Below are 20,200 nucleotides of genomic sequence, written 5' to 3' on the forward strand. Positions count from 1 at the left end.
TGTCGGGTGATGGGCCGCGAAAGTCTGCCGAGCGTGTCGTCAGTGCGCTTCCGCCTTCGCGGCGGCCGCCAACGCCACCAGCCCGAGTCCCGCGCACGCCGTCATCGTGACCGCGAGCGCGACGCCGGTGTTGCCGAGCACGCCGACCAGGGGAGCGATCAGTGCGCCGACACCGAACTGCAGGGCGCCGAGCAGTGCGGCCGCCGTGCCGGCCGCCTCCCCGTGCCGGCCGAGGGCCAGCGCCGGGGCGTTGGGCAGGACGAAGCCGACACCGGCGAGGAGGAACCACAGCGGAACGACGAACCCGACGAGCCCGCCGAACTCGAAGTGGGCGGTGGTGACGAGCGCCAGCCCGGCCACCGTCGCGAAGGCGAGGGCCGACACCGTGATCTGCAACGGTGACCAGCGTGCCAGGGCGCGGACGTTGAGTTGCGAGGCGCCGATCAGAGCGATCGCGCCGGAGCTGAACAGCAGTGCGAACTGCTGCTCGTCCAGGCCGTACTGGTCCTGGAACACGAACGACGCACCGGAGACGTACGAGAACAACGATCCCATCGCCACACTCGACACGAGGGCGAGCACCATGAACGCGCGGTCGCCCAGCAGGCTCTTGTAGGTGCTCAGCACGGCGCGCAGATTGCTCTTGCGCCGCCGCTCCGGCGGCAGCGTCTCCGTCAGACCCCACACGCCGATCAACGCCGTCAGCGTGCCGATCACGGCGAGGACGACGAAGATTCCGCGCCAGTCGACGGCGATGAGGAGCGCCCCGCCGATACTCGGGGCGAGAACGGGTGCGACACCGAGCACGAGCATCAGTCGCGACATCACGACGGCCACGGTGTTCCCCGAGAACAGGTCGCGCACGACGGCGAGGGCGACCACCGCTGCGGCGGCGGCCCCGATGCCCTGGAAGACGCGAAGCACACCCAGAACGGCGACGGTCGGCGCGAAGACCGCGAGCACGGACGCGACGACGTGGACTCCGATACCGGCGATCAGCGGCCGCCTGCGACCGAGGCTGTCCGCGAGCGGTCCGACGATCAACTGTCCCAGCGCGAGGCCGAGCAGAGTGCCGGTGATGGTCAGCTGGACCGCGGACGAGGATGCGCCGAGGTCGGTTCCGATGTCCGGAAGCGCGGGCAGGTACATGTCGATGGTGAAGGGACCGAGGGCCACCATCGCGCCGAGTACCAGGATCACCCGAAGGCTGGGACGGGTGGTTGTCCGGTCGGCGGTCGGGGCGGCGCGTTCTTCGGTCTCGGTCATGAAGCAACACAGCAACGAGGGCACGTGGTTTGTTCCCGCCCCGGCGTGTCGGTTTCAGAATCACCCTGAGCGTAACCCTCGCGTCCGGGGCACCGGCCGGGCACAGTAATCATCGATGCGGGTGTGACTGAGTGGTTGAGGTACCGGCCTGCAAAGCCGTTCACACGGGTTCGAATCCCGTCACTCGCTCGGGTGAGAACCGGCAGGTGATGCACCTGCCGGTTCTCTGTCGTGTTTCACACGTCTTCGAGGCGAATGCCCTTGGTCTCCTTCATGAACAGGCACGCGACGCCGGTGAGGACGGCCAGCACCATGATGTAGACGCCGAACACCCAGCCGAGGTCGAGTCCGAGGAGGAGCTGGTTCAGGTACGGGGCGGTGCCACCGAACACCGCAACGGAGAACGAATACGCGAATCCGATCGCCTGGGTGCGCAGTCGCGTCGGGAAACTCTCCGACAGCGTGGAGGACAGAATCGACGCCGGGACCGCGACGATCAGCAGGGCGGCGGTGGTGGCGACGAGCAGGGTCCACCCGTCGGACGTGATCATCATCGTCAGCGGCAACTGCAGGACGAACATCAGAACCGCGAAGGCGCCCAGCATGGGCCGTCGGCCGATCTTGTCGGAGAGCAACCCGAGGAACGGCAGCGAGACCAGAGCGATCAGCTGAGCGATCACCAGCATCCAGTACGCGGTGTCGGGGTTCATGCCCTGCTGCGTGATCGCGTACGTGGAGATGTACGACGTCCACGTGTAGTGCGCGGCCGTGATGCCCGAGGTCATCCCGATCATCAGGAGGATCGCCCGGACGACGGTGCGACGGGGGATGCTGGGCTGATCGTCATCCTTCTGCGCAGCGTCGAAGACGTCGCTCTCGTCCATACTGCGGCGCAGGTACAGGGCGAACAGTGCCAGGAGCGCGCCGATGAGGAACGGGATCCGCCAACCCCATTGACCGACAGCGGTGTCGGACAGGGAGGTGGTGACGACGCCGCCGACGGTGTAGGCCAGCACCGAACCGCCGAAGATCGCGATGAACGCGACGCTGCCCCACATGCCGCGCCGGTGCGGAGGCGCGATCTCACCGACGTAGGAATACGCGGTCGCGGACTCGCCGCCGTGCGCGAAGCCCTGCATGACGCGCGCGGTGAGCAGGATCAGCGACGCCCACGCGCCGATCGTCGAGTAGGTGGGCATCACCCCGATGATCAGGCTGCCGGTGGCCATCATCAGCATGGTGGTGACGAGGACGAACTTGCGTCCGCGCTTGTCGGCGATCCGGCCGAAGATGATCCCGCCGAGCGGGCGCATCAGGAACCCGACCGCGAACACGGCGAGCGTGGACAGCAAGGCCGAGACCGGGTCCGAGTTGCTGAACATCGCCGCCGCGATGAACGGGGCGAACACCGCGTACGCGCTCCACTCGTACCACTCGAGGACGTTGCCGACGGAGCTGGCGAGGAGCGATTTCTTGCGGGAGGCGAGGGTGGTGCCGGAATGGGTGTCAGGCTGGTCCTGGCGAGTGAGGTCGACGTTCACGTGCAGTCACTTTCGTCGGGGTTGCGGAGTCGAGATGTCGAGTGGAGGTGCTGTCAGCGCAGGTCGCTGCGACGGATCTTGCCCGTCTGGGTCTTCGGGAGGTCGGTGATGATGTGCACCAGTCGCGGCCGCTTGTACGCGGCGAGCCGGTCGCGGGCGAACGCGACGAGTTCGTCCTCGGTGGCGGTCGCGCCCTTACGGAGCGAGACGTAGGCCACCACCGATTCGCCCTGGTAGTCGTCGGGTTGCCCGACGACGGCGGCCTCGTGCACGGCCGGGTGCTCGTAGAGGGTGTCCTCGACCTCACGGGGCCACACCTTGTACCCGGACACGTTGATCTGATCCTTGAGCCGGTCGACGAGGTACACCCACCCCGCCTCGTCGATGATCGCGACGTCCCCGGTGCGCAGCCGTCCGCCGGGCAGTGTGTCCCGGGAGGCGTCGGGGTTGCGCCAGTAGCCCGAAACAACTTGCGGTCCGGCGATTTCCAGTTCGCCTGCTGTGTGGGGCGGAACGGGGTCGCCATTCGGGTCGACGGCGCGGACGTCCACCCGGGGCAGCGGGAGACCGATGGACAGTGAGCCGCTCGACGGGTCGACCGGCGCCCGCTTGCCGGGTGGCACCGCGATCACTCCGGCCGTCGTCTCGGTCATCCCGTACGCGTTGTGGATGTACTTGCCGAATCGGGCCTCGAACTTCTCCACGGTCGCAGGCGGGATGGGCGCGCCGCCCGAGTAGAGGGTCTTGACCGAGGCGAAGTGGTCCGCGCTCACACCCGGCACCTCGGACAGTGCGTTGAACACGGTGATCGATCCGATCGTGTAGGTCACCCGGTGCTCCACGAATGTTTCCAGTGCGACGGCCGCGTTGAACCTGTTCGCGAAGACGAGCAGACAGTCCCGGACGAGGGCCACACCCGCATTGAGCACGGCACCGGTGATGTGGAACAGGGGAGCGACGGCGAACACGACGTCCCCGTCGACGACGCCGGCACAGTCACCGAAGTCGAGTGCGGTGGCCAGCACGTTGGCGTGGGAGTTGAGCGCGCCCTTCGGTGGGCCGGTGGTCCCGGAGGTGTAGGTGAGCAGCGCGAGGTCGTCTCCGCCGAGTTCGACCAGGGGAGGCCGCCTGCCGCCAAAACGCGCGAGGAGTTCGACGAGGTCGCCGTCGGTCGCCGGCGTGGCGCGGGTGGTGGACTCGAACACCCGCGGATCGTTGCGGGTCTGGAAATCGAGGGCGCTGGTGCTGATCGAGAATCGCACGCTGCTGCCGCGCAGGGTCTCGGCCGTGGCCGCGGCGCTCACGTCTTCGCAGATGATGCCGATCGGTTCGCCGTCGTCGACGAGGCGGCGGAGTTCGTTGCCGCGGTACATCGGGTTGAGTACCAGCGCCGCTGCGCCGACCTTCCACAGCGCCAGCAGAGCGAGGACGTACTGCGGCACGTTCTGTAGGTAGATGCCGACCCGGTCACCGCGCCCGACACCCCACTCGCTCAGCGCGACGGCGAGGGCGTCCGACAGGTCGTCGACCTCACGGGCCGTGAGGACGCCATCGAAATAGGCCACGGCCGGGTGATCGGGATGCGCCTGCACGCGCGATCGCCACGCGTCGAGAGTGGTCGCTACGGGTGGCTTTTGGATTCCGTCGTTGATGAACGTCGACGACACCGCATGTCCTTTCTCCGGCTCGGTCGGAACGGGATGTCCGAATTCGAGCGGCCGACCGATCACTCGCTCGGTCGGTGTGGGCAAGTGTTGTGTGTCACACGAGGTGTGTCAAGTCGGGCCCGCCCGCCGCTCGGCGGAAACCGGGGTTTCCGTGGCGACCCCAGCGACGGTTGTGGCTCATATTTCCGTCTGGCAATATGAGGCTATGAGCGCCTACGCCGCCCTGGCCGAGCCGCACCGCAGGCAGATTCTCGACCTGCTGCGTGAGGGTGAGCGACCCGCCGGAGAACTGGTGGAGCGCATCGCGCTCAGTCAGCCCGGCGTGTCCAAGCATCTCAAGGTGCTGCGCGAGGCCGGGCTCGTCGTGGTGCGCGCGGATGGCAAACAACGTCTGTACGCGCTGCGCCCAGAACCCCTCGCCGAGGTCGACCGGTGGCTGGAGCCGTATCGCGCGTACTGGTCGAGGCGCCTCGACGCCCTCGAACGACACCTGGAGGAGAACCCATGACCGACGGAACCCTGGAGACGATCGACGGCCGTCCGGCGCTGCGTTTCGAGCGCACGCTCGCCCACTCGGTCGAGCGCGTGTGGCGGGCGGTCAGCGTGCCGGCGGAGCTCGAGCGCTGGTTTCCCGCCGCCGCCGAGTGGACACCGGCGACAGGGGAGACCTTCGAGGCCTACGGCGCGACCGGCGAGGTGATCGAGGTCGATGCACCCCATCGGCTGGCGTGGACCTTCGCCGGTGAGCGGTACAGCTTCGATCTGACCGCGGAGGGAGACGGGTGCCGGCTGATCTTCATCCATGTCTTCGGCGACCGTGCGATCGCAGCGCAGACCGCGGCCGGCTGGGAGACCTACTTCGCGCGGCTCGAGCCTCATCTCGCCGGCGGGTTCCTCTCCGAGGCGGAGGCGCACGGGTCGTGGGACCGGTGGGAGGAACTTCACGAGCGCTACGCCGAGCGCTTCGGCGTCGACCCGACGCCGGGACGGCAATTCCTGGAGACGCAGCGCGCCGGCCAATGACATCCCGTAGGCCCTGGGAGGCACGACGCGCGCCGAATTACTGGTTCGCGACGCGGTAGTGGAGGAAGGCGAGGCCGCTGCCGAAACGGCGCTCGTCCAGCAGTTCCGGCCTGCATCGGACGCGCTCCGGGAGAGACCGGGTGTGGTCCGGATCAGCGTGTCACGTCGAGTGCATCGACGTCGACGCCTGCCGCTGGAAGCAGGTGATAGAAAGCGCGTTCGCAGAGATCGATCATGTCCGTACGGTCCATGGTCGGCTCGTCGAGCCACGACAGCACGATCTCTTCCATGAACGCCTGCCATCCCGAGATCGCGGCCTCGAGCGCGGGCGTCGTCGGCACCCCGAACTCGGCCAGCGACGCGCCTATCCAGCGGGTGAACGTGCGCCGCATGCCGCGGTAGATCTGCCGCATCCGCTCGTCGCCGCTACCGGCCATCCGCATGACCGCCAGATAAATGGTGGGGTGCTCGATCACCGCGTCCGCGAACGTCTCGACCCCGGCCCGGAGCTGCCCGGACACGGGGAGCGTCGCGTCCGGTGTCATCCGGCGTTGCAGTTCGGAGGCCGAGGCCTCGAGGACGGCGTTGCGAAAACCCGGCTTGTTCTTGAAGTAGTGGAACAGCAGGGGCGGGGAGACGCCCGCCGCGGCCGCCACCTGGTCCATCGACAGGTCGTCGAACGGCACCGTCTCGAGAAGCCGGACGGCCACGTCGAGGATCTGCGCGCGCCGATCTTCGGGAGAGCGGGGTGTGGCGGCCACCCCTGCACTCTATTGAGGAACCCTCGAGGCGTCCATTGACTTTTACTCAACGGGAAACGTAACCTCGGGTTACACATACCGAGTGTGAGGAGCGCAACAATGTCGGATTTCGATGTCGTCGTCAATGGCGGCCTGTGGTTCGACGGAACCGGATCCGCGCCCCGGCGGCGCAATCTCGGCATCCGCGACGGTGTCGTCGTCCGCGCATCGATCCGTCCGCTGCCCGTCGGGCCCGACACCGAGATCATCGATGCGGCAGGCAAATGGGTGGTCCCCGGGTTCGTGGACGTGCATACCCACTACGACGCCGAGGTGCTGGTCAGCCCCGGACTGCCGGAGTCGGTGCGACACGGCGTGACCACCGTCGTCCTCGGAAACTGCTCCCTGTCCACCGTGTACTCGACGCCGCGCGAGTGCGCCGACCTGTTCAGCCGGGTCGAGGCCGTGCCACACGAGTCCGTGCTCAGGATCCTGGAGGAGAACAAGATCTGGCAGAGCCCGGCGGAGTACGTCGAGGCACTCGAATCGCTGCCGCTCGGCCCCAACATCGCCGGTTTCATCGGGCACTCGGACATCCGCACCCATGTGCTCGGCCTCGGCCGGGGCACCGACAAGCGGGTCAAGCCGAGTGCTCGCGAACTCGAGCGGATGGGCACGATGCTCACCGAGGCCGTGGACGCCGGCTTCCTCGGCCTGTCCTCGATGACGAATGCGCTCGACAAGATCGACGGCGACGAATACCGTTCGCGCTCATTGCCGTCCACGTATGCGCGGTGGAAGGAGTTCCGCTTCCTCAACCGCATCCTGCGCGAGCGTGGCAAGATCCTGCAGAGCGCGCCGACGATCAACCTGCACCCCAACATCGCGGGATTCTTCGCGGAGAGTTCGGGTCTGGGACGACGCAAGCCGCTCAAGACGTCGCTGCTGTCGGCGGCGGACTCGAAGGCCTACCCGCCGATCGTGTACTTCATGCTCGCCGCGGCGCCACTGCTGAACCGCTTCGCGAAGACCGACTTCAAGTGGCAGCACCTCCCGGTGCCGTTCACCGTCTACGCGGACGGAATCGACCTCGTGGTGTTCGAGGAGTTCGGTGCCGGCGCGGCGGCCCTGCATCTCAAGGACCAGGTAGAGCGAAACGCCCTGCTGCAGGACGAATCCTACCGACGTCGGTTCCGCAAGGACTACGACAACAAGTTCAGCCCCCGCATCTGGCACCGCAATTTCTACGACGCGGTGATCGTCGGTTGCCCCGACGAGACGCTGATCGGCAAGACGTTCGGCGCGGTGGGCGACCTGCGTGGCGTCCACCCGGTCGACGCGTACCTCGATCTCGTCGTGAAGTACGGCACCGACCTGCGGTGGCGGACCACTATCGCCAATCATCGTCCCAAGTTCGCGAAGAAACTCGCGGCGAGCTCCGGCGTGCAGATGGGATTCGGCGACGCGGGTGCGCACCTACGCAACATGGCGTTCTACAACTATCCGATCCGGTTGCTGAAGAAGGTCAAGGACGCGCAGTCCGACCGCAAGCCATTCCTGTCCGTCGAACGCGCCATCCACCGGCTGACGGGAGAACTGGCCGACTGGTACGGCATCGACGCCGGACATCTGCGCGAGGGGGACCGCGCCGATCTCGTCGTCATCGATCCGGCGGGCCTCGACGCCACCGTGGACGGATTGTTCGAGGCCGAGGTCCCCGAGTACGGCGGTCTGCGCCGGATGGTGAACCGCAGTGACGGCGCGGCGGTCGCGACGGTGATCAACGGCAGGCTCGTCTACCGCGACGGGGAGTTCACCGGCGGGTTCGGCGTCACCAAGACGGGACGGTTCCTCCGCGCCGGAGCGTCGGCCGCCGACCGCAGCCACCGTGAGCCGGTCGTCCGATGAGCGGCACGGAACGGATCGGCACGTTCACCCGGGACGGGCTCGTGTTCGACGTCCGCGACGAGGGTCCGATCGACGGCACGCCGGTGGTGCTGTTACATGGATTCCCCCAGGACTCGCGGTCGTGGGACGAACTGGCGCCGCTGCTGCACCGGCGGGGATTCCGCACCCTCGCGCCGGACCAGCGTGGCTATTCGGCCGGGGCCCGGCCCCGCGCCCGCTGGGCGTACCGCGCCTCGGAACTGGTCGCGGACGTCGTCGCGCTCATCGACCAGGCGGGCCTCGGTCCGGCGCATGTCGTCGGGCACGACTGGGGCGCGGCGGTGGCCTGGGGAATCGCGGCGGAACGGCCCGACAGGGTTCGCACGCTCACGGCGCTGTCGGTGCCGCACCCGGCGGCGTTCGTGCGGGCGATGCTCACCAGTCGCCAGATCCTGAAGTCCTGGTACATGTTCGCGTTCCAGCTGCCGTGGATTCCGGAGCGGCTGATCACCCCGGACGGTTACGGCTACCGGGCACTGCTCGCCAGCGGCCAATCCGAAGACGGTGCGAAGCGCGACCTGGAGCCCATGCGCGACCGGACGCGGGCCCGGGGCGCCCTGAACTGGTATCGGGCCATCCCGTTCACCGCACCCCGATCGGCCTCCCGGAAGGTGCGGGTGCCCACGCTCTTCGTGTGGAGCGACGGCGACACGGCGATCGGGCCGGTAGGTCCCGAGCTGACCGCACGCTTCGTCGACGGCCCGTACACCTACGAGGTGCTCCGCGGCGTGAGCCACTGGATTCCGGACGAGGCGGCCGAGCGCGTCGACGAACTACTCGGCAGCCACCTGCTCGATCAGTCGTGACGCCGATCGATCCGTCCGCGCTCCGTCGGCGGGCGGTATTGATCGGCTGTCCGCTGTCGGTGAACGCCGCTCCGGCCGGGTGCGTCGTCTGGAAGACTCCGGAGGTATGGAAGCTCAGCGCAGACTGACGCTGGTGACGGCCGCTCCCGAGCAATCACGGGAGGAGCCGCTGGTGCGTGAGCTGTACGGGCGAGTGCTCCGCGAGGCGCGCCGGGACCAGGATCGGAGTCTCGGGGACGTCGCCGCCGCCGTCGGCATGTCGAAGCAGTACCTCTCCGAGATCGAACGCGGGAAGAAGGAGCCGTCGTCGGAAATGCTGCGCGCAGTGTGTGGCGCGCTCGGTCTGCCGGTGGAACACCTGCTGTTCCGGTCCGGGCGCCGGCTCGGCGCGGCGAACCGGAACCCGGCGACCAGGAGCCCGAACCGGCAGGTGCCCACGCTGCTCGCCGCGTAGCGGCTTCCGTCAGGCCGCGACGAGCGTGTCGGCCAGGCCGTACTCGATGGCCTCCTCGGCTGTGAAGATGCGGTCCCGGTCGGTGTCCCGCCGCAGGCGCTCGACGGTCTGACCGGTGTGTTTACTGAGGATCGCCTCGGTCTGCGAACGGACCCGCATGATCTCCGCGGCCTGGAGCGCCAGGTCGGAGATCGTGCCGTTGCCCTGGGTGGACGGCTGGTGCAGCAGCGTCCGGGAATGGGCCAGGACGTGGCGGTGTCCCTTGGTTCCCGCCGCCAGGAGCACGGCGGCGGCGGACGCGGCCTGACCCATGCAGTACGTGGCGATGGTCGGGCGGAGGAACTGCATCGTGTCGTAGATCGCGAGCATCGCGGTCGTGGAGCCGCCGGGCGAATTGATGTACAGCCCGATCTCCTGATCGGAACTGTCCGCCTGGAGGTGGAGCAGCTGTGCCATCACGACGTTGGCGACTCCGTCGTCGATCTCGGTGCCCAGGAAGACGATCCGCTCGTTCAGCAGTCGGCTGAAGATGTCGAACGACCGCTCGCCTGCCGGGGTGCGCTCGATGACGTGGGGAATGGTGTATTGGGACATGGCTTCACAATCCAATTCTCGGGGCGGTGGTGTGCGGGGCGATCTCGGCGAACGAGGACACGACGCGGTCGACGATCCCGTAGTCACGGGCCTCGTCGGCGGTGAACCACCGGTCCCGGTCGCTGTCCTCGGCGATCTGCTCGACCGGATGCCCCGTCTCGGCGGCGAGGATCTCCTGCGACTGTCGTTTCATCCGTTCGAGGCTCTCGGCCTGGATGGCGATGTCGACGGCGGTGCCGCCGATGCCCGCCGAGGGCTGGTGCATCATGATGCGGCTGTGCGCCAGGCTGATTCGCTTGCCGTGGGTCCCCGAGCACAGCAGTACCTGGCCCATGCTGGCGGCGAAACCCATGGCGACGGTGACCACGTCGTTGGGAACGAGCTTCATCGTGTCGTAGATGGCCAGGCCGGCGAAGACGGAGCCGCCCGGGGAATTGATGTACAGCACGATGTCGCGTTTGGGGTCGGCGGCCGCGAGCAGCACCAGTTCGGAGCAGGCCCGCTCGGCCATTGCGTCGTCCACCTCGCCGGTGAGGAGAATCGTGCGCTGGCGAAACAGTCTGTCCGCCAACAGGTCGCGGTAGTTCAGGTCGGGTAGTGCGGCTGTGGTCATGCCTCCATTACTACCGCCGCGTCGGCGCCGGACCGGCACTTGTCTGCTGTGGGCAGACGGCCTGTGCCGGGGAGGTTCCGAACCCCCGGCGACGGCGGGGCGCCCACCCGGAAAGTGACGCAGATCGCATACGTGGCGGCACTCCGGCGTCGACCGCGGTGAGCTGGGCGTTCGTGATTCGAAGTGACTGCGAGGAGTCCGAGGGGTGAACGACTCGCCACGGGCAGATGAACGTCGGAAACAGACCGCTCGGACAGTGGAATTGCCCGCGCGCGAAGGCGAAGTCGCTGGTTAGGGTGCCCTCATGCACGTTCTGTTCATCTGCAGCGGGAACGTCTGCCGCTCGCCGATTGCAGAGCGGCTGACGCACGCGTACGCGCGTGCCCACGACCTGCCGAACCTCACCGCGGAGAGCGCCGGTGTCCGCGCCCTCGTGGGCTTTCCGATCGAACCCGTCGCCGCCCGCGTCATCGAAGGCCTGGGCGCGAGCGCCGAAGGATTCCGAGCGCGGCGCCTGCGGCCCGAGATGATCAAACGCGCCGACCTCGTCCTCGCGATGACCGAGCAGATCCGGGACCGTTCGATGGAACTGCTCCTCGGGACGAGCCACTGCACGTTCACGCTTGTCGAGGCCCGCCGGATCGCCACCGACACCGGTGCCCGCACCGTCGCCGAACTCGCCATTGCGCGAAGGGAGTACGGGCCCATCGACGACGCGAACATCAGCGACCCCGTCGGCCTCGGCGAGGCGGCGTTCACGCAGGTGGGAGATCGGATCGCCGCCGAACTGATGCCGCTGCTCGACGCACTCGACCTCGGCAGCGGCACGAAGATGCGGGAACCCGAACCAGAGCCCGAACCCGAGCCCGGACCCGAACCCGAACTCGAGCCCGAACCGCTGCCGTCCCCGGTCGTCCACCTGCCGCTGTCGCCCAGGCCGCTGATCGCGGCGCGGGCGGCGTCGTCGATCCTCGACTATCCCGTCAGCTGGTCGCGCTGAACTGATAGTTGGCGAATCTCTCGTCCACCTGCTCGGCCGTGAGCCCGAATTCCTCGAGCGTGTACTTGTGCGAGGGGCGGCGGTCGCCGCTGCGACTTTCGGCGTGCATCGCCTCCATCGCCGACTGGGCCGAGGAGCTGAGATCGAGCCCGAAGTGCGTGTAGACCCCTTCGACGGTGCCGAGGGGATCGGCCACGAATTCGTGGTAGTCGACGTCGATGAACTGAGCGGGATCGTGCCGGGTGCGCGCCGCGGTGAACTGCTCGAGCCCCCGGGCCCACAGCTCGAGCTGGCTCTCCCCGATGACGCTGCCCCGGAACTTCTCCGACCACCCTTCCGTCGCCTGTTCCGCCAGGCTGCACACCGACGGGACGATCGTGCGCGGCGGCCGGTGGGTCTGGATGATCAGGGCGTCCGGATAGACGGCGAGCAACTCGTCGAGCGCGAACAGGTGGCTGGGGTTCTTCAGCACCCAGCGGCGGTCCCGATCGGGAAGCCCGATCAGCTGCAGGTTCTTCTTGTGCCGTTGATAGGCGTTGGTCCAGTCCTGGCCTTCCAGCCAGCGGGAGTACGTCGGGAGAGATGCCAGGCACTCGTAGGAGATCGACTTGAACGTCTGCCGCAGCAGCTGCCAGCACTCCTCGACCTCGCTCGCCGACATGTAGTGCACGCCCATGAATTCGGGGCGTTCGATGTGGTGACGGCTGAAGCCCTCCTCGATCTTCTGGAACACGGGATTCGATTCCCAGGTCTCGCGCGGCGGCCGGGGCTGGGGCATCTCGGTCAGCCACATCTCCAGGCCCTGATGCGACGGGTCCGCGGTGAGCAGCCGGTGCAGCGCCGTCGTTCCCGTGCGGGGAAGCCCGGTGACGAAGATCGGCCGCTCGATCCGCACGTCCGCGTGCTCGGAGTGCTGCTTCCACGCCGCCTCGCTCAGCAACCGCGCCACCAGGGCGCCGCGGAGGAACACCCGCGACACCTTGCTTCCGAGCGGGGTCAGTTGCTCGTCGACGTGGTAGGAGTCCAGCAGGACGCCGAGGGCCTCGGTGTAGTCGTCCACGCCGAAGTCGGTGAGGCCGGTCAGGCGGGTGGCCGAGGCGTGAAGGTCCTCGACCGTGCCGACGGTGGTGCGCTCGCTCATGATGCTCCGGTTCTCGTCGCTAGTGATGGAATTCGCCGCAGTTGACGTCGAGGCACTGGCCGGTCACGGCGCTCGCCAATGGTGAGGCCAGGAAGATCACGGCGTCGGCCACCTCCTCGGTGGTGGGGAGCCTCTTCAGGTCGGTGTTCGCGGCGGTGTGTTCGTAGATCTGCTCGACGGTCGTCCCGTACTTCTCGGCCTGGTGCGTGAAGTACTGCTTCAACGTGTCACCCCAGATGTAGCCGGGGGCAACGGAATTGACGCGGATTCCCTGCGGTCCCAGTTCCGTGGCGAGCGACTGCGACGTCGCGAGCAGGGCGGATTTGGCCATCTTGTAGCTGCCGTACCGTTCCTGGGAGTGCCGGAGCACCATCGAGTTGATGTTCACCACCGCTCCGTTCGCGTCGGCGAGTGCGGGGGTGAACAGCTGGGTCAGCCGCAGCGCCCCGAGCACGGTCAGCTCGAAACTGCTGCGGATGTGGTCGAATTCCGTGCGGGCCAGCGGTTTCATCGACGGAACCGAGAACGCGTTGTTGATCAGCACGTCGACTTTGCCGTACGCGTCGACGGCCGCGGACACCAGATTCTCGGCAGACGCCTGATCCGTGATGTCGGTCGGGACGGTCACCGCGCGGCGGCCGACGGCGATGATCTCCTTGGCCACCTCGTCGAGACGCGATGCGGTGCGGGCGGCCAGCACCACGTCCGCGCCGGCGTCGGCGCAGCGGACGGCGAGGGTGCGGCCCAGGGCCGGTCCGACGCCGGAGATGACGACCACCCTGTCCTGCAGGAGTTGCGGAGTAGTCATGGCGCTCACCCCAGCATCCGGTCCGCGACCGCGGCCTGGCGTGCGGCGATGCGTGCGGCGAAGTCCTCGGGCGAGATCTTGTTGGAGTCGTAGTACGGCAGCGCCCGATGGATCTCGTCGAACTTCACGACTTCGATGCGGGGCCCGTCGTCCGGGGTCAGTTCGCGGGAGACGCGTTGCCAGCGGAACTGCAAGTACCCGCGGAGGTGCCCGACGGTGGCGATCCAGTTGGCCACGCCAGGATTGCGCTCGCTGACGACGAGACGGATGTGGTCGTCCGGATCCACCTGCGACTGGGCGACGTTCAGCGAGGTCTGGTGATTGACGTAGTCGAGGGAGATGTACCACATGCTGCCCAGCTGAAAACCCTGGTAGGGCACATCGGCTTTCGGGACGGTGATGACGATGGCCTCGTCGTCGGCGAGTTCGTAGTGCCCGACGGACGAGTACTGCGTGGCGAGGCCGCCCGGCGTCAGCCGCGGTTCGGTCATCGTGTTCACCGGCAGGTTCAGGTAGAACCACTCCGGGAACTGCAGCCACGTCTTGACCCGGGAGACGAGGGCTCTGCCCGCGCGGGCGTAACGCTTCTCGACGGCTTCCCGGGTGAGCGGCCCCGGAGGCGTACCCGTCGTATCCGCCCTGGCGATGCGGATGGTGCCGCGCTGCTGGCTCCAGTCGCTGTACACCTCCCGGACCACCAGCTGCGACGAACCCGGCGCGAGGGTGAAGTAGTTGCGCCTGCCTGCGCTCTCGTCGGGGCCGAATCGCACCTCGAACGAGCCGTCGGGGGCGATGTCGATCTCGCGGTCGTCGAACGCGGTGACGCTGCCGGGAACGTGTGCGGCCGTGTAGTTTCCGCTCAGCACCTGGAAGCTCAGGTCCGCGGTGGTGCCGCGCCGCCCGGTGACCACGTATTCGACGTCGTCGTTGATCCGCGCGCCGAAGTACAGTGTGTCGGGGTTGTCGAGGCCCATCTTCATGTACGGGCCGGTGCCCGAGATGAACGTCGGGTGCGACTGTTCGGTGGCCCAGGCCGCGTGCGTCGTGGCGAGGATGCCGCCGGCGAGGTACTGGTAGCCCTCCAGCAGATCCTGTTCGGTGCGGATGTGGGGGGCGCTCTCGATCAGTTTCTCGGACTCGGCCATGGCGTCGGCGAATGGGTCGGTCAGCACACCGTGCTCCTCACGATGGGGGTGGTACAAATATGTACCTGCGTGGTAGAACATTGATGAACCGACAATAGAACGTGTTCTAAGGAGTGGTCAATGGGGCACGAGGACGAGACGCCTGACCGGGCGCAGGGCCGACGGTCGCCGCCCACCGAACGTGTGGTGCAGGTGCTCGACTTCCTGGTGGCGCGCAAGGAGCACCGCTTCGGGTTGTCGGAGCTGGCGCGGCAGCTCGACATCAGCAAGCCCACCTGCCTGGGAATCCTCACCGAACTGGCCCGCGGCGGCTACCTCGTCCGGGATCCCGCCACCAAGACGTACGGCCTCGGGCCCGCCCTCATCGCGGCCGGCCGCGCGGCGCAGCAAGGATTCGCGGCCGGGCCGGTGGCGCGCAGGCATCTCGCCGTGCTCAGCGAGGAGTTCCGGACGACGTGCACGGCGTCGGCGGTGGTCGGCGACCGCATCGCCGTCCTGGAGCTGACGAGTCCGCCGGGTGTGCGGGCCGCCGCCAAGGTCGGGGAGATGTACCCGTTCGCGCCGCCCGTCGGCCTGATGTACGTGCTGTGGGACGGCGACGACGCGCTGCAGTCGTGGTTGCGCCGGGAGCCGACCCTGCCGGTGCGTCTCGACCGCGACCGGTTGCGCACGGTGGTGGACGAGTGCTCCCGGACCGGGTATCTCGTGGAGACGCTCACTCCGGTCGGTCAGCGCCTGCACACGCTCATGGCCGGGGTCGCCGCGCACGACCTGCCGCCGGAGTTGCGCGACGTGCTCGGTGAGATGGTGTCCAGCCTGGGGGAGCGGGTGTACCTGGACGCCGAACGCGCGGACCCCGCTGCGCCGCACCCCGTCAGTCTCATCGCCGCGCCGACGTACGACGCCGAGGGGCATCAGGCGATGGTCCTGACGCTCTATGTGGGCGCCGAACTCGCGCCGTCGGACATCGCGCGGCGGGGCAAGGCTCTCGCTGCGGCCGCGGACGCGATCACGGCGGAGGTGGGCGGCCGCCGGCCGCGGTGACACCGGGCATTGACCGCAATCTGAAACACGTTCTATTCTCGGAGGTGCAATCATTTTCGACCGAGCTGGTCCAAATATGGACCAGTGACCGGTAAGGCACTCGCGACGAGGAGTCGCCCATGACCGCACCGCCCGTGTACGAGTTGTCCCACCTCGGCGCGCTCGAAGCCGAAGCCGTGCACATCTTCCGAGAAGTGGCCGCCACGTTCGAGCGTCCGGTTCTGCTGTTCTCCGGCGGCAAGGACTCGGTGGTGATGCTCCACGTGGCCGCCAAGGCGTTCTGGCCCGCACCGCTCCCGTTCGCCGTCATGCACGTCGACACCGGCCACAACTTCGACGAGGTCATCGAATTCCGCGACCGGACCGTCGACCGCCTCGACCTGCGGATGGTGGTGTCCAGCGTGCAGGACGACATCGACGCCGGCCGCGTCAGCGAGGAGACGGGTCCGCGGGCCAGCCGCAACCGGCTCCAGACCACGGCGCTGCTGCGCGGGATCCGGGACAACGGATTCGACGCCATCTTCGGCGGCGCCCGCCGCGACGAGGAGAAGGCCCGCGCGAAGGAACGGGTGTTCAGCTTCCGCGACGAATTCGGGCAGTGGGATCCGCGGGCGCAGCGCCCCGAGTTGTGGAGCCTCTACAACGGCAGGCACCGCAAGGGGGAGCACATCCGGGTATTCCCGCTGTCCAACTGGACCGAACTCGACATCTGGCAGTACATCCGCGAGGAGAAGATCGAACTGCCGCCCCTGTACTACGCGCACCGCAGGGAGGTCGTGCCCCGCGACGGAATGCTGTTGGCGCACACCCGATTCCTGACCCTGCTCCCCGGTGACGAGCCGTACGAGGCCCTCGTCCGCTTCCGGACCGTCGGCGACGCCACGTGTACGGGCTGCGTCGAATCGTCGGCAACCACCGCCGAGGCCGTGGTCACCGAGGTCGCCGCGAGCAGGCTGACCGAGCGCGGGGCCACCCGGGCCGACGACCGGATCTCCGAGGCCGGCATGGAAGACCGCAAGAAGGAAGGGTACTTCTGATGCCGCAGCTACTGCGGGTCGCGACCGCGGGCAGCGTCGACGACGGCAAGTCCACCCTCATCGGCCGGCTGCTGTACGACTCGAAGGCGATCTTCGAGGATCAGCTCGAGGCGGTCGAACGCACCAGCCGCGAACGGGGCGACGAGCACGCCGACCTGGCACTGCTCACCGACGGCCTACGTGCCGAGCGCGAGCAGGGCATCACCATCGACGTCGCGCACCGCTATTTCGCCACCCCGCACCGCAAGTTCATCATCGCGGACACGCCGGGACACGAGCAGTACACCCGGAACATGGTGACCGGCGCGTCCACCGCCGACCTGGCCCTGATCCTCGTCGACGCCCGCAAGGGGATCCTCGAGCAGACGCGCCGCCACGCGTTCATCGCCAGCCTCCTCGGCATTCCCCACCTCGTGCTGTGCGTCAACAAGATGGATCTCGTCGGGTGGTCCGAGGAACGGTTCGACGAGATCAAGGAGGAGTTCCGGCAGTTCGCGATCAAACTCGAGGTCCACGACCTCACGTTCATCCCGGTGTCGGCGCTGCGCGGCGACAACATCGCGCAGCGCACCGTCAACATGGCCTGGTACGAGGGCGCGTCGCTGCTGCACTACCTCGAGCAGGTCCACGTGGCATCCGACCGCAACCTCATCGACGCGCGGTTCCCGGTGCAGTACGTGGTCCGGCCGCAGCGCCGGACCGATTCCGCGCTGCACGATTTCCGCGGATACGCGGGCACGGTCGCCAGCGGCGTGTTCAAGCCGGGCGACGAGGTGGTGGTGCTGCCGTCCGGATTCACCTCCACCGTCAGCGCCATCTGGGGTCCCGGCGGAACCCGCCTCGACGAGGCGTTCGCACCGTCGGCGGTGTGCGTGCAGCTCGCCGACCAGCTGGACGTGGGTCGCGGAGACGTGCTGTGCCGCCCCAACAACCGTCCGCTCGTCGGGCAGGAACTCGACGCGATGGTCTGCTGGTTCAGCGAACAGTCCTCGCTGACGCCGGACGCGCGGTACACGCTGCTGCACACCACCCGCGCCACCAGGGCTTCCGTCGTGCGGCTCGACTACCGCCTCGACGTGAACACCCTGCACCGCGACGAGTCCACACAGTCGCTCTCGCTCAACGAGATCGGCCGTATCCAGTTGAGGACGTCGCAGCCGCTGATGTTCGACCCGTACCGCCGCAACCACGTGACGGGCAGTTTCATCCTCGTCGACGAGTCGACCCACAACACCGTCGCCGCCGGCATGATCACCGGGCCGACGCTGTCGCGTTCCAAGGTGGTGTGGCACGCCGCGGCCGTCTCGCGGGACGAGCGGGCGACGCGGGGTCGCACGGTGTGGCTGACGGGACTGTCGGCGTCGGGAAAGTCGACGGTCGCGGTGGAACTCGAACGACGTCTCGTCGCGGCCGGGGTGCCCGCCTACCGGCTGGACGGCGACAACCTGCGTCACGGACTGAACGCCGACCTCGGTTTCAGTGCCGAGGACCGCGCCGAGAACGTGCGCCGCGTCGGCGCCGTGGCACAACTGCTCGCGGACTCCGGGGTGGTCGCGATCGCGTCACTGATCAGCCCGTACCGCGCCGACCGGGACCGCGTCCGGGAGCAGCACCGGGCTGCCGGGCTCGACTTCGTCGAGGTGTTCGTCGACACGCCGGTGGAGCAGTGCGAGGCGCGGGACCCCAAGGGCATGTACGCGAAAGCCCGCGCGGGGGAGATCACCGGGTTCACCGGGGTCGACGACCCGTACGAGGCCCCGGAGAACGCCGAACTCGTCCTCCGGCCCGGGGACGGCACGCCGACCGAACAAGCCGAGAGAATTATGGAATTGTTGAGACGTGATCACTGACGCACGACTCGCGGCCGACATCGCCTCCGGTGCCGGTGCCCTGCTGCTGGACATCCGCACCGCGGGACTCGGATCGGCGGACGGTCGTGAACTGGGCAGGCGGGGCGACGTCGCCGCCGACGCGTTCATTCTCGGCAAGCTCTCCGCGGAGCGACCCGACGACGCGATCCTCTCCGAGGAGTCCGCCGACGACCGGTCGCGGCTGGAGAGTTCCCGGGTGTGGATCATCGACCCGCTCGACGGTTCCAAGGAGTACGGACTGCCCGGTCACTCGGATTGGGCGGTGCACGTCGCACTGTGGGAACGCGGCCGGGGCATCACGGCGGCAGCGGTCGCGCAACCGGCACTGGGTGCGGTGTATGCCAGTGACGACGACAGCCACGCGGTGCATACCGAACAGCTCCCGGCACGACCACGGATCGTCGTGTCCGCGAGCAGGCCGCCCGCCTTCGTCGACGCCGTCGCGACGGAGATCGGTGCCGAGGTCACCACCATGGGTTCGGCCGGAGCGAAGGCGATGGCCGTGCTTCGTGGGGACGTGGACGCCTACATCCACGCGGGCGGGCAGTGGGAATGGGACTCGGCCGCCCCCGTCGGCGTCGCCGAGGCTGCGGGCCTGCACTGCTCGCGGATCGACGGAACCCCGTTGGATTACAACGAGTCCCACCCCTACCTGCCCGACCTCCTGATCTGCCGACCGGAGCTGGCTCGGCCGCTGCTCGCCGCGATCGCGACACATGCCACCGACACGGCCGACAGCGGCCGGGTCGCGATGGCCAGGGCCTACATCGATGCGCTGGTCAGCCACGACGCCACCAAGGTGCGTCTCGCGGACAAAGCATGGCGGGTGGAGAACGGGCAGCATACGGGCGAATCGGGGGCCTTCATCCGGGACGAACTCGAGAACGGCCTGCAGTATCAGGCCATCCAGGCCGTGCGCGAACTCTCCTTCCACGAGTGGGGTGACAACGTGGTGGCCCGGTTCGTGCTCGATCTCGGCGCCACGCCCACCGAGGTGACGTCCGTCCGGATCACGGAACACTTCGACATCCCGGCCGGGGCGATCCAGTCCGTCATGGCCATCATCGAACCGTCCGCGATCGAAAGGGAGAACCGATGACTCCGGATCAACTGGTCACCCAATTCTGCGCCGAGTGGATCGAGCCCGATCCGGCGAAGATCGCGGAGTACTTCGCGGAAGATGCCGTCTACCACAACATTCCGATGGAACCCGTCATCGGGCGTGACGCGATCCGCGAGTTCGTCGCCGGCTTCATCGCCGCGTTCGGCGGCATCGACTTCCGTGTGCACCGGCAGGTCACCGATGGCGGTCAGAGCCCCAACGCCGAGGAATCGAGCGGGGTGGTGATGAACGAGCGGATCGACGTGTTCACGCTGAACGGCAACGTCGTCGAACTGCCCGTCGTCGGGGTCTTCGAGATCACCGGCGGCAAGATCACCACCTGGCGCGACTACTTCGACATGGCACCGATCCAGGCTGCTGCCGGCGGTGGATAGCGGCCC

At 67.9% G+C, this 20,200-nt stretch carries 20 protein-coding genes and 1 tRNA gene; 12 read left to right on the forward strand and 9 right to left on the reverse strand.

What is annotated here, in order from left to right:
• Nucleotides 1-39: 39 nt before the first annotated feature.
• Entirely contained in the window at nt 40-1,290 is a 1,251-nt protein-coding gene (locus JVH1_RS29665; RefSeq protein ID WP_009474223.1) for a multidrug effflux MFS transporter, read from the reverse strand.
• Nucleotides 1,291-1,383: 93 nt separating this feature from the next.
• On the opposite strand from JVH1_RS29665, the gene JVH1_RS29670 reads away from it, so the two are divergent.
• A tRNA-Cys gene (locus tag JVH1_RS29670) sits at nt 1,384-1,455 on the forward strand.
• A 47-nt stretch (nt 1,456-1,502) separates the two neighbouring features.
• On the opposite strand, the gene JVH1_RS29675 is transcribed toward JVH1_RS29670, so the two are convergent.
• The gene (locus JVH1_RS29675; protein WP_009474222.1) at nt 1,503-2,807 is read right to left on the reverse strand and encodes an MFS transporter; all 1,305 of its coding nucleotides are present in this window, start codon (nt 2,805-2,807) and stop codon (nt 1,503-1,505) included.
• A gap of 53 nt (nt 2,808-2,860) precedes the next feature.
• On the reverse strand, nt 2,861-4,474 hold the full coding sequence (locus JVH1_RS29680) for a class I adenylate-forming enzyme family protein (protein WP_051033660.1): 1,614 nt from the start codon (nt 4,472-4,474) through the stop codon (nt 2,861-2,863).
• Between the two features lie 205 nt (nt 4,475-4,679).
• On the opposite strand from JVH1_RS29680, the gene JVH1_RS29685 reads away from it, so the two are divergent.
• Together JVH1_RS29685 and JVH1_RS29690 are read left to right on the forward strand one after the other, a co-directional pair.
• On the forward strand, nt 4,680-4,982 hold the full coding sequence (locus JVH1_RS29685; protein WP_009474220.1) for a helix-turn-helix transcriptional regulator: 303 nt from the start codon (nt 4,680-4,682) through the stop codon (nt 4,980-4,982).
• Nucleotides 4,979-5,497 (forward strand): SRPBCC domain-containing protein, encoded by a 519-nt coding sequence (locus JVH1_RS29690; protein WP_009474219.1) that lies wholly within the window; start codon nt 4,979-4,981, stop codon nt 5,495-5,497. Before JVH1_RS29685 ends, JVH1_RS29690 begins: the two co-directional genes overlap by 4 nt.
• Before the next feature lie 152 nt (nt 5,498-5,649).
• On the opposite strand, the gene JVH1_RS29695 is transcribed toward JVH1_RS29690, so the two are convergent.
• Nucleotides 5,650-6,258 carry a TetR/AcrR family transcriptional regulator gene (locus JVH1_RS29695; RefSeq protein WP_009474218.1) on the reverse strand — a complete coding sequence of 203 codons (609 nt, stop codon included), beginning with the start codon at nt 6,256-6,258 and terminating at the stop codon, nt 5,650-5,652.
• Between the two features lie 99 nt (nt 6,259-6,357).
• On the opposite strand from JVH1_RS29695, the gene JVH1_RS29700 reads away from it, so the two are divergent.
• The 3 genes from JVH1_RS29700 (at nt 6,358) to JVH1_RS29710 (ending at nt 9,444) form a co-directional block, all read left to right on the forward strand.
• Entirely contained in the window at nt 6,358-8,145 is a 1,788-nt protein-coding gene (locus JVH1_RS29700) for an amidohydrolase family protein (RefSeq protein ID WP_009474217.1), read from the forward strand.
• Nucleotides 8,142-8,990, forward strand: a complete 849-nt coding sequence (locus JVH1_RS29705; protein ID WP_009474216.1) for an alpha/beta fold hydrolase — start codon at nt 8,142-8,144, stop codon at nt 8,988-8,990. The genes JVH1_RS29700 and JVH1_RS29705 overlap by 4 nt, the downstream gene beginning before the upstream one ends.
• A 106-nt stretch (nt 8,991-9,096) precedes the next feature.
• Nucleotides 9,097-9,444, forward strand: coding sequence for a helix-turn-helix domain-containing protein (locus JVH1_RS29710; protein WP_009474215.1), 348 nt, complete (start codon nt 9,097-9,099; stop codon nt 9,442-9,444).
• A 9-nt stretch (nt 9,445-9,453) separates the two neighbouring features.
• Here the strand turns inward: JVH1_RS29710 and JVH1_RS29715 are convergent, their stop codons facing one another.
• A complete protein-coding gene (locus JVH1_RS29715) occupies nt 9,454-10,038 on the reverse strand; it encodes an ATP-dependent Clp protease proteolytic subunit (protein WP_005264590.1) in 585 nt (194 codons plus the stop codon).
• 4 nt (nt 10,039-10,042) lie between these two features.
• Nucleotides 10,043-10,651 (reverse strand): ClpP family protease, encoded by a 609-nt coding sequence (locus JVH1_RS29720; RefSeq protein ID WP_005568279.1) that lies wholly within the window; start codon nt 10,649-10,651, stop codon nt 10,043-10,045.
• A 304-nt stretch (nt 10,652-10,955) separates the two neighbouring features.
• Here JVH1_RS29720 and JVH1_RS29725 point away from each other — a divergent pair, with 304 nt between their 5' ends.
• Nucleotides 10,956-11,651, forward strand: a complete 696-nt coding sequence (locus tag JVH1_RS29725; RefSeq protein WP_009474214.1) for a low molecular weight phosphatase family protein — start codon at nt 10,956-10,958, stop codon at nt 11,649-11,651.
• Here the strand turns inward: JVH1_RS29725 and JVH1_RS29730 are convergent.
• Genes JVH1_RS29730 through JVH1_RS29740 form a run of 3 tightly spaced genes read right to left on the reverse strand, consistent with a single transcriptional unit; the run spans nt 11,635 to nt 14,772 of the window.
• The gene (locus JVH1_RS29730; RefSeq protein WP_009474213.1) at nt 11,635-12,792 is read right to left on the reverse strand and encodes a sulfotransferase; all 1,158 of its coding nucleotides are present in this window, start codon (nt 12,790-12,792) and stop codon (nt 11,635-11,637) included. The genes JVH1_RS29725 and JVH1_RS29730 overlap by 17 nt on opposite strands.
• Before the next feature lie 19 nt (nt 12,793-12,811).
• Nucleotides 12,812-13,600 carry an SDR family oxidoreductase gene (locus JVH1_RS29735; protein WP_043778525.1) on the reverse strand — a complete coding sequence of 263 codons (789 nt, stop codon included), beginning with the start codon at nt 13,598-13,600 and terminating at the stop codon, nt 12,812-12,814.
• Nucleotides 13,601-13,605: 5 nt separating this feature from the next.
• Nucleotides 13,606-14,772 (reverse strand): hypothetical protein, encoded by a 1,167-nt coding sequence (locus tag JVH1_RS29740; RefSeq protein ID WP_009474211.1) that lies wholly within the window; start codon nt 14,770-14,772, stop codon nt 13,606-13,608.
• 93 nt (nt 14,773-14,865) lie between these two features.
• On the opposite strand from JVH1_RS29740, the gene JVH1_RS29745 reads away from it, so the two are divergent.
• The 5 genes from JVH1_RS29745 (at nt 14,866) to JVH1_RS29765 (ending at nt 20,194) form a co-directional block, all read left to right on the forward strand.
• Nucleotides 14,866-15,789 (forward strand): helix-turn-helix domain-containing protein, encoded by a 924-nt coding sequence (locus tag JVH1_RS29745; protein WP_009474210.1) that lies wholly within the window; start codon nt 14,866-14,868, stop codon nt 15,787-15,789.
• Nucleotides 15,790-15,908: 119 nt separating this feature from the next.
• Entirely contained in the window at nt 15,909-16,826 is a 918-nt protein-coding gene (gene cysD, locus JVH1_RS29750; protein WP_009474209.1) for a sulfate adenylyltransferase subunit CysD, read from the forward strand.
• Nucleotides 16,826-18,676, forward strand: a complete 1,851-nt coding sequence (cysC, locus tag JVH1_RS29755) for an adenylyl-sulfate kinase (RefSeq protein WP_009474208.1) — start codon at nt 16,826-16,828, stop codon at nt 18,674-18,676. The genes cysD and cysC overlap by 1 nt, the downstream gene beginning before the upstream one ends.
• On the forward strand, nt 18,666-19,796 hold the full coding sequence (locus tag JVH1_RS29760; protein ID WP_009474207.1) for a 3'(2'),5'-bisphosphate nucleotidase CysQ: 1,131 nt from the start codon (nt 18,666-18,668) through the stop codon (nt 19,794-19,796). Before cysC ends, JVH1_RS29760 begins: the two co-directional genes overlap by 11 nt.
• Nucleotides 19,793-20,194: a nuclear transport factor 2 family protein gene (locus tag JVH1_RS29765; protein WP_009474206.1), complete on the forward strand. Its 402-nt coding sequence runs from the start codon at nt 19,793-19,795 to the stop codon at nt 20,192-20,194. The genes JVH1_RS29760 and JVH1_RS29765 overlap by 4 nt, the downstream gene beginning before the upstream one ends.
• Nucleotides 20,195-20,200: the final 6 nt, after the last annotated feature.

Origin of the sequence: Rhodococcus sp. JVH1, from assembly GCF_000280725.2 — a bacterium.
GTDB classification, from domain to species: Bacteria; Actinomycetota; Actinomycetes; order Mycobacteriales; family Mycobacteriaceae; genus Rhodococcus_F; species Rhodococcus_F jostii_A.

Coding starts and splice junctions, on each gene's coding strand:
- JVH1_RS29685 (WP_009474220.1), top strand. CDS start 4,680: ATGAGCGCCTACGCCGCCCTGGCCGAGCCGCACCGCAGGCAGATTCTC.
- JVH1_RS29690 (WP_009474219.1), top strand. CDS start 4,979: ATGACCGACGGAACCCTGGAGACGATCGACGGCCGTCCGGCGCTGCGT.
- JVH1_RS29700 (WP_009474217.1), top strand. CDS start 6,358: ATGTCGGATTTCGATGTCGTCGTCAATGGCGGCCTGTGGTTCGACGGA.
- JVH1_RS29705 (WP_009474216.1), top strand. CDS start 8,142: ATGAGCGGCACGGAACGGATCGGCACGTTCACCCGGGACGGGCTCGTG.
- JVH1_RS29710 (WP_009474215.1), top strand. CDS start 9,097: ATGGAAGCTCAGCGCAGACTGACGCTGGTGACGGCCGCTCCCGAGCAA.
- JVH1_RS29715 (WP_005264590.1), bottom strand. CDS start 10,038: ATGTCCCAATACACCATTCCCCACGTCATCGAGCGCACCCCGGCAGGC.
- JVH1_RS29720 (WP_005568279.1), bottom strand. CDS start 10,651: ATGACCACAGCCGCACTACCCGACCTGAACTACCGCGACCTGTTGGCG.
- JVH1_RS29725 (WP_009474214.1), top strand. CDS start 10,956: ATGCACGTTCTGTTCATCTGCAGCGGGAACGTCTGCCGCTCGCCGATT.
- JVH1_RS29730 (WP_009474213.1), bottom strand. CDS start 12,792: ATGAGCGAGCGCACCACCGTCGGCACGGTCGAGGACCTTCACGCCTCG.
- JVH1_RS29735 (WP_043778525.1), bottom strand. CDS start 13,600: ATGACTACTCCGCAACTCCTGCAGGACAGGGTGGTCGTCATCTCCGGC.
- JVH1_RS29745 (WP_009474210.1), top strand. CDS start 14,866: ATGGGGCACGAGGACGAGACGCCTGACCGGGCGCAGGGCCGACGGTCG.
- cysD (WP_009474209.1), top strand. CDS start 15,909: ATGACCGCACCGCCCGTGTACGAGTTGTCCCACCTCGGCGCGCTCGAA.
- cysC (WP_009474208.1), top strand. CDS start 16,826: ATGCCGCAGCTACTGCGGGTCGCGACCGCGGGCAGCGTCGACGACGGC.
- JVH1_RS29765 (WP_009474206.1), top strand. CDS start 19,793: ATGACTCCGGATCAACTGGTCACCCAATTCTGCGCCGAGTGGATCGAG.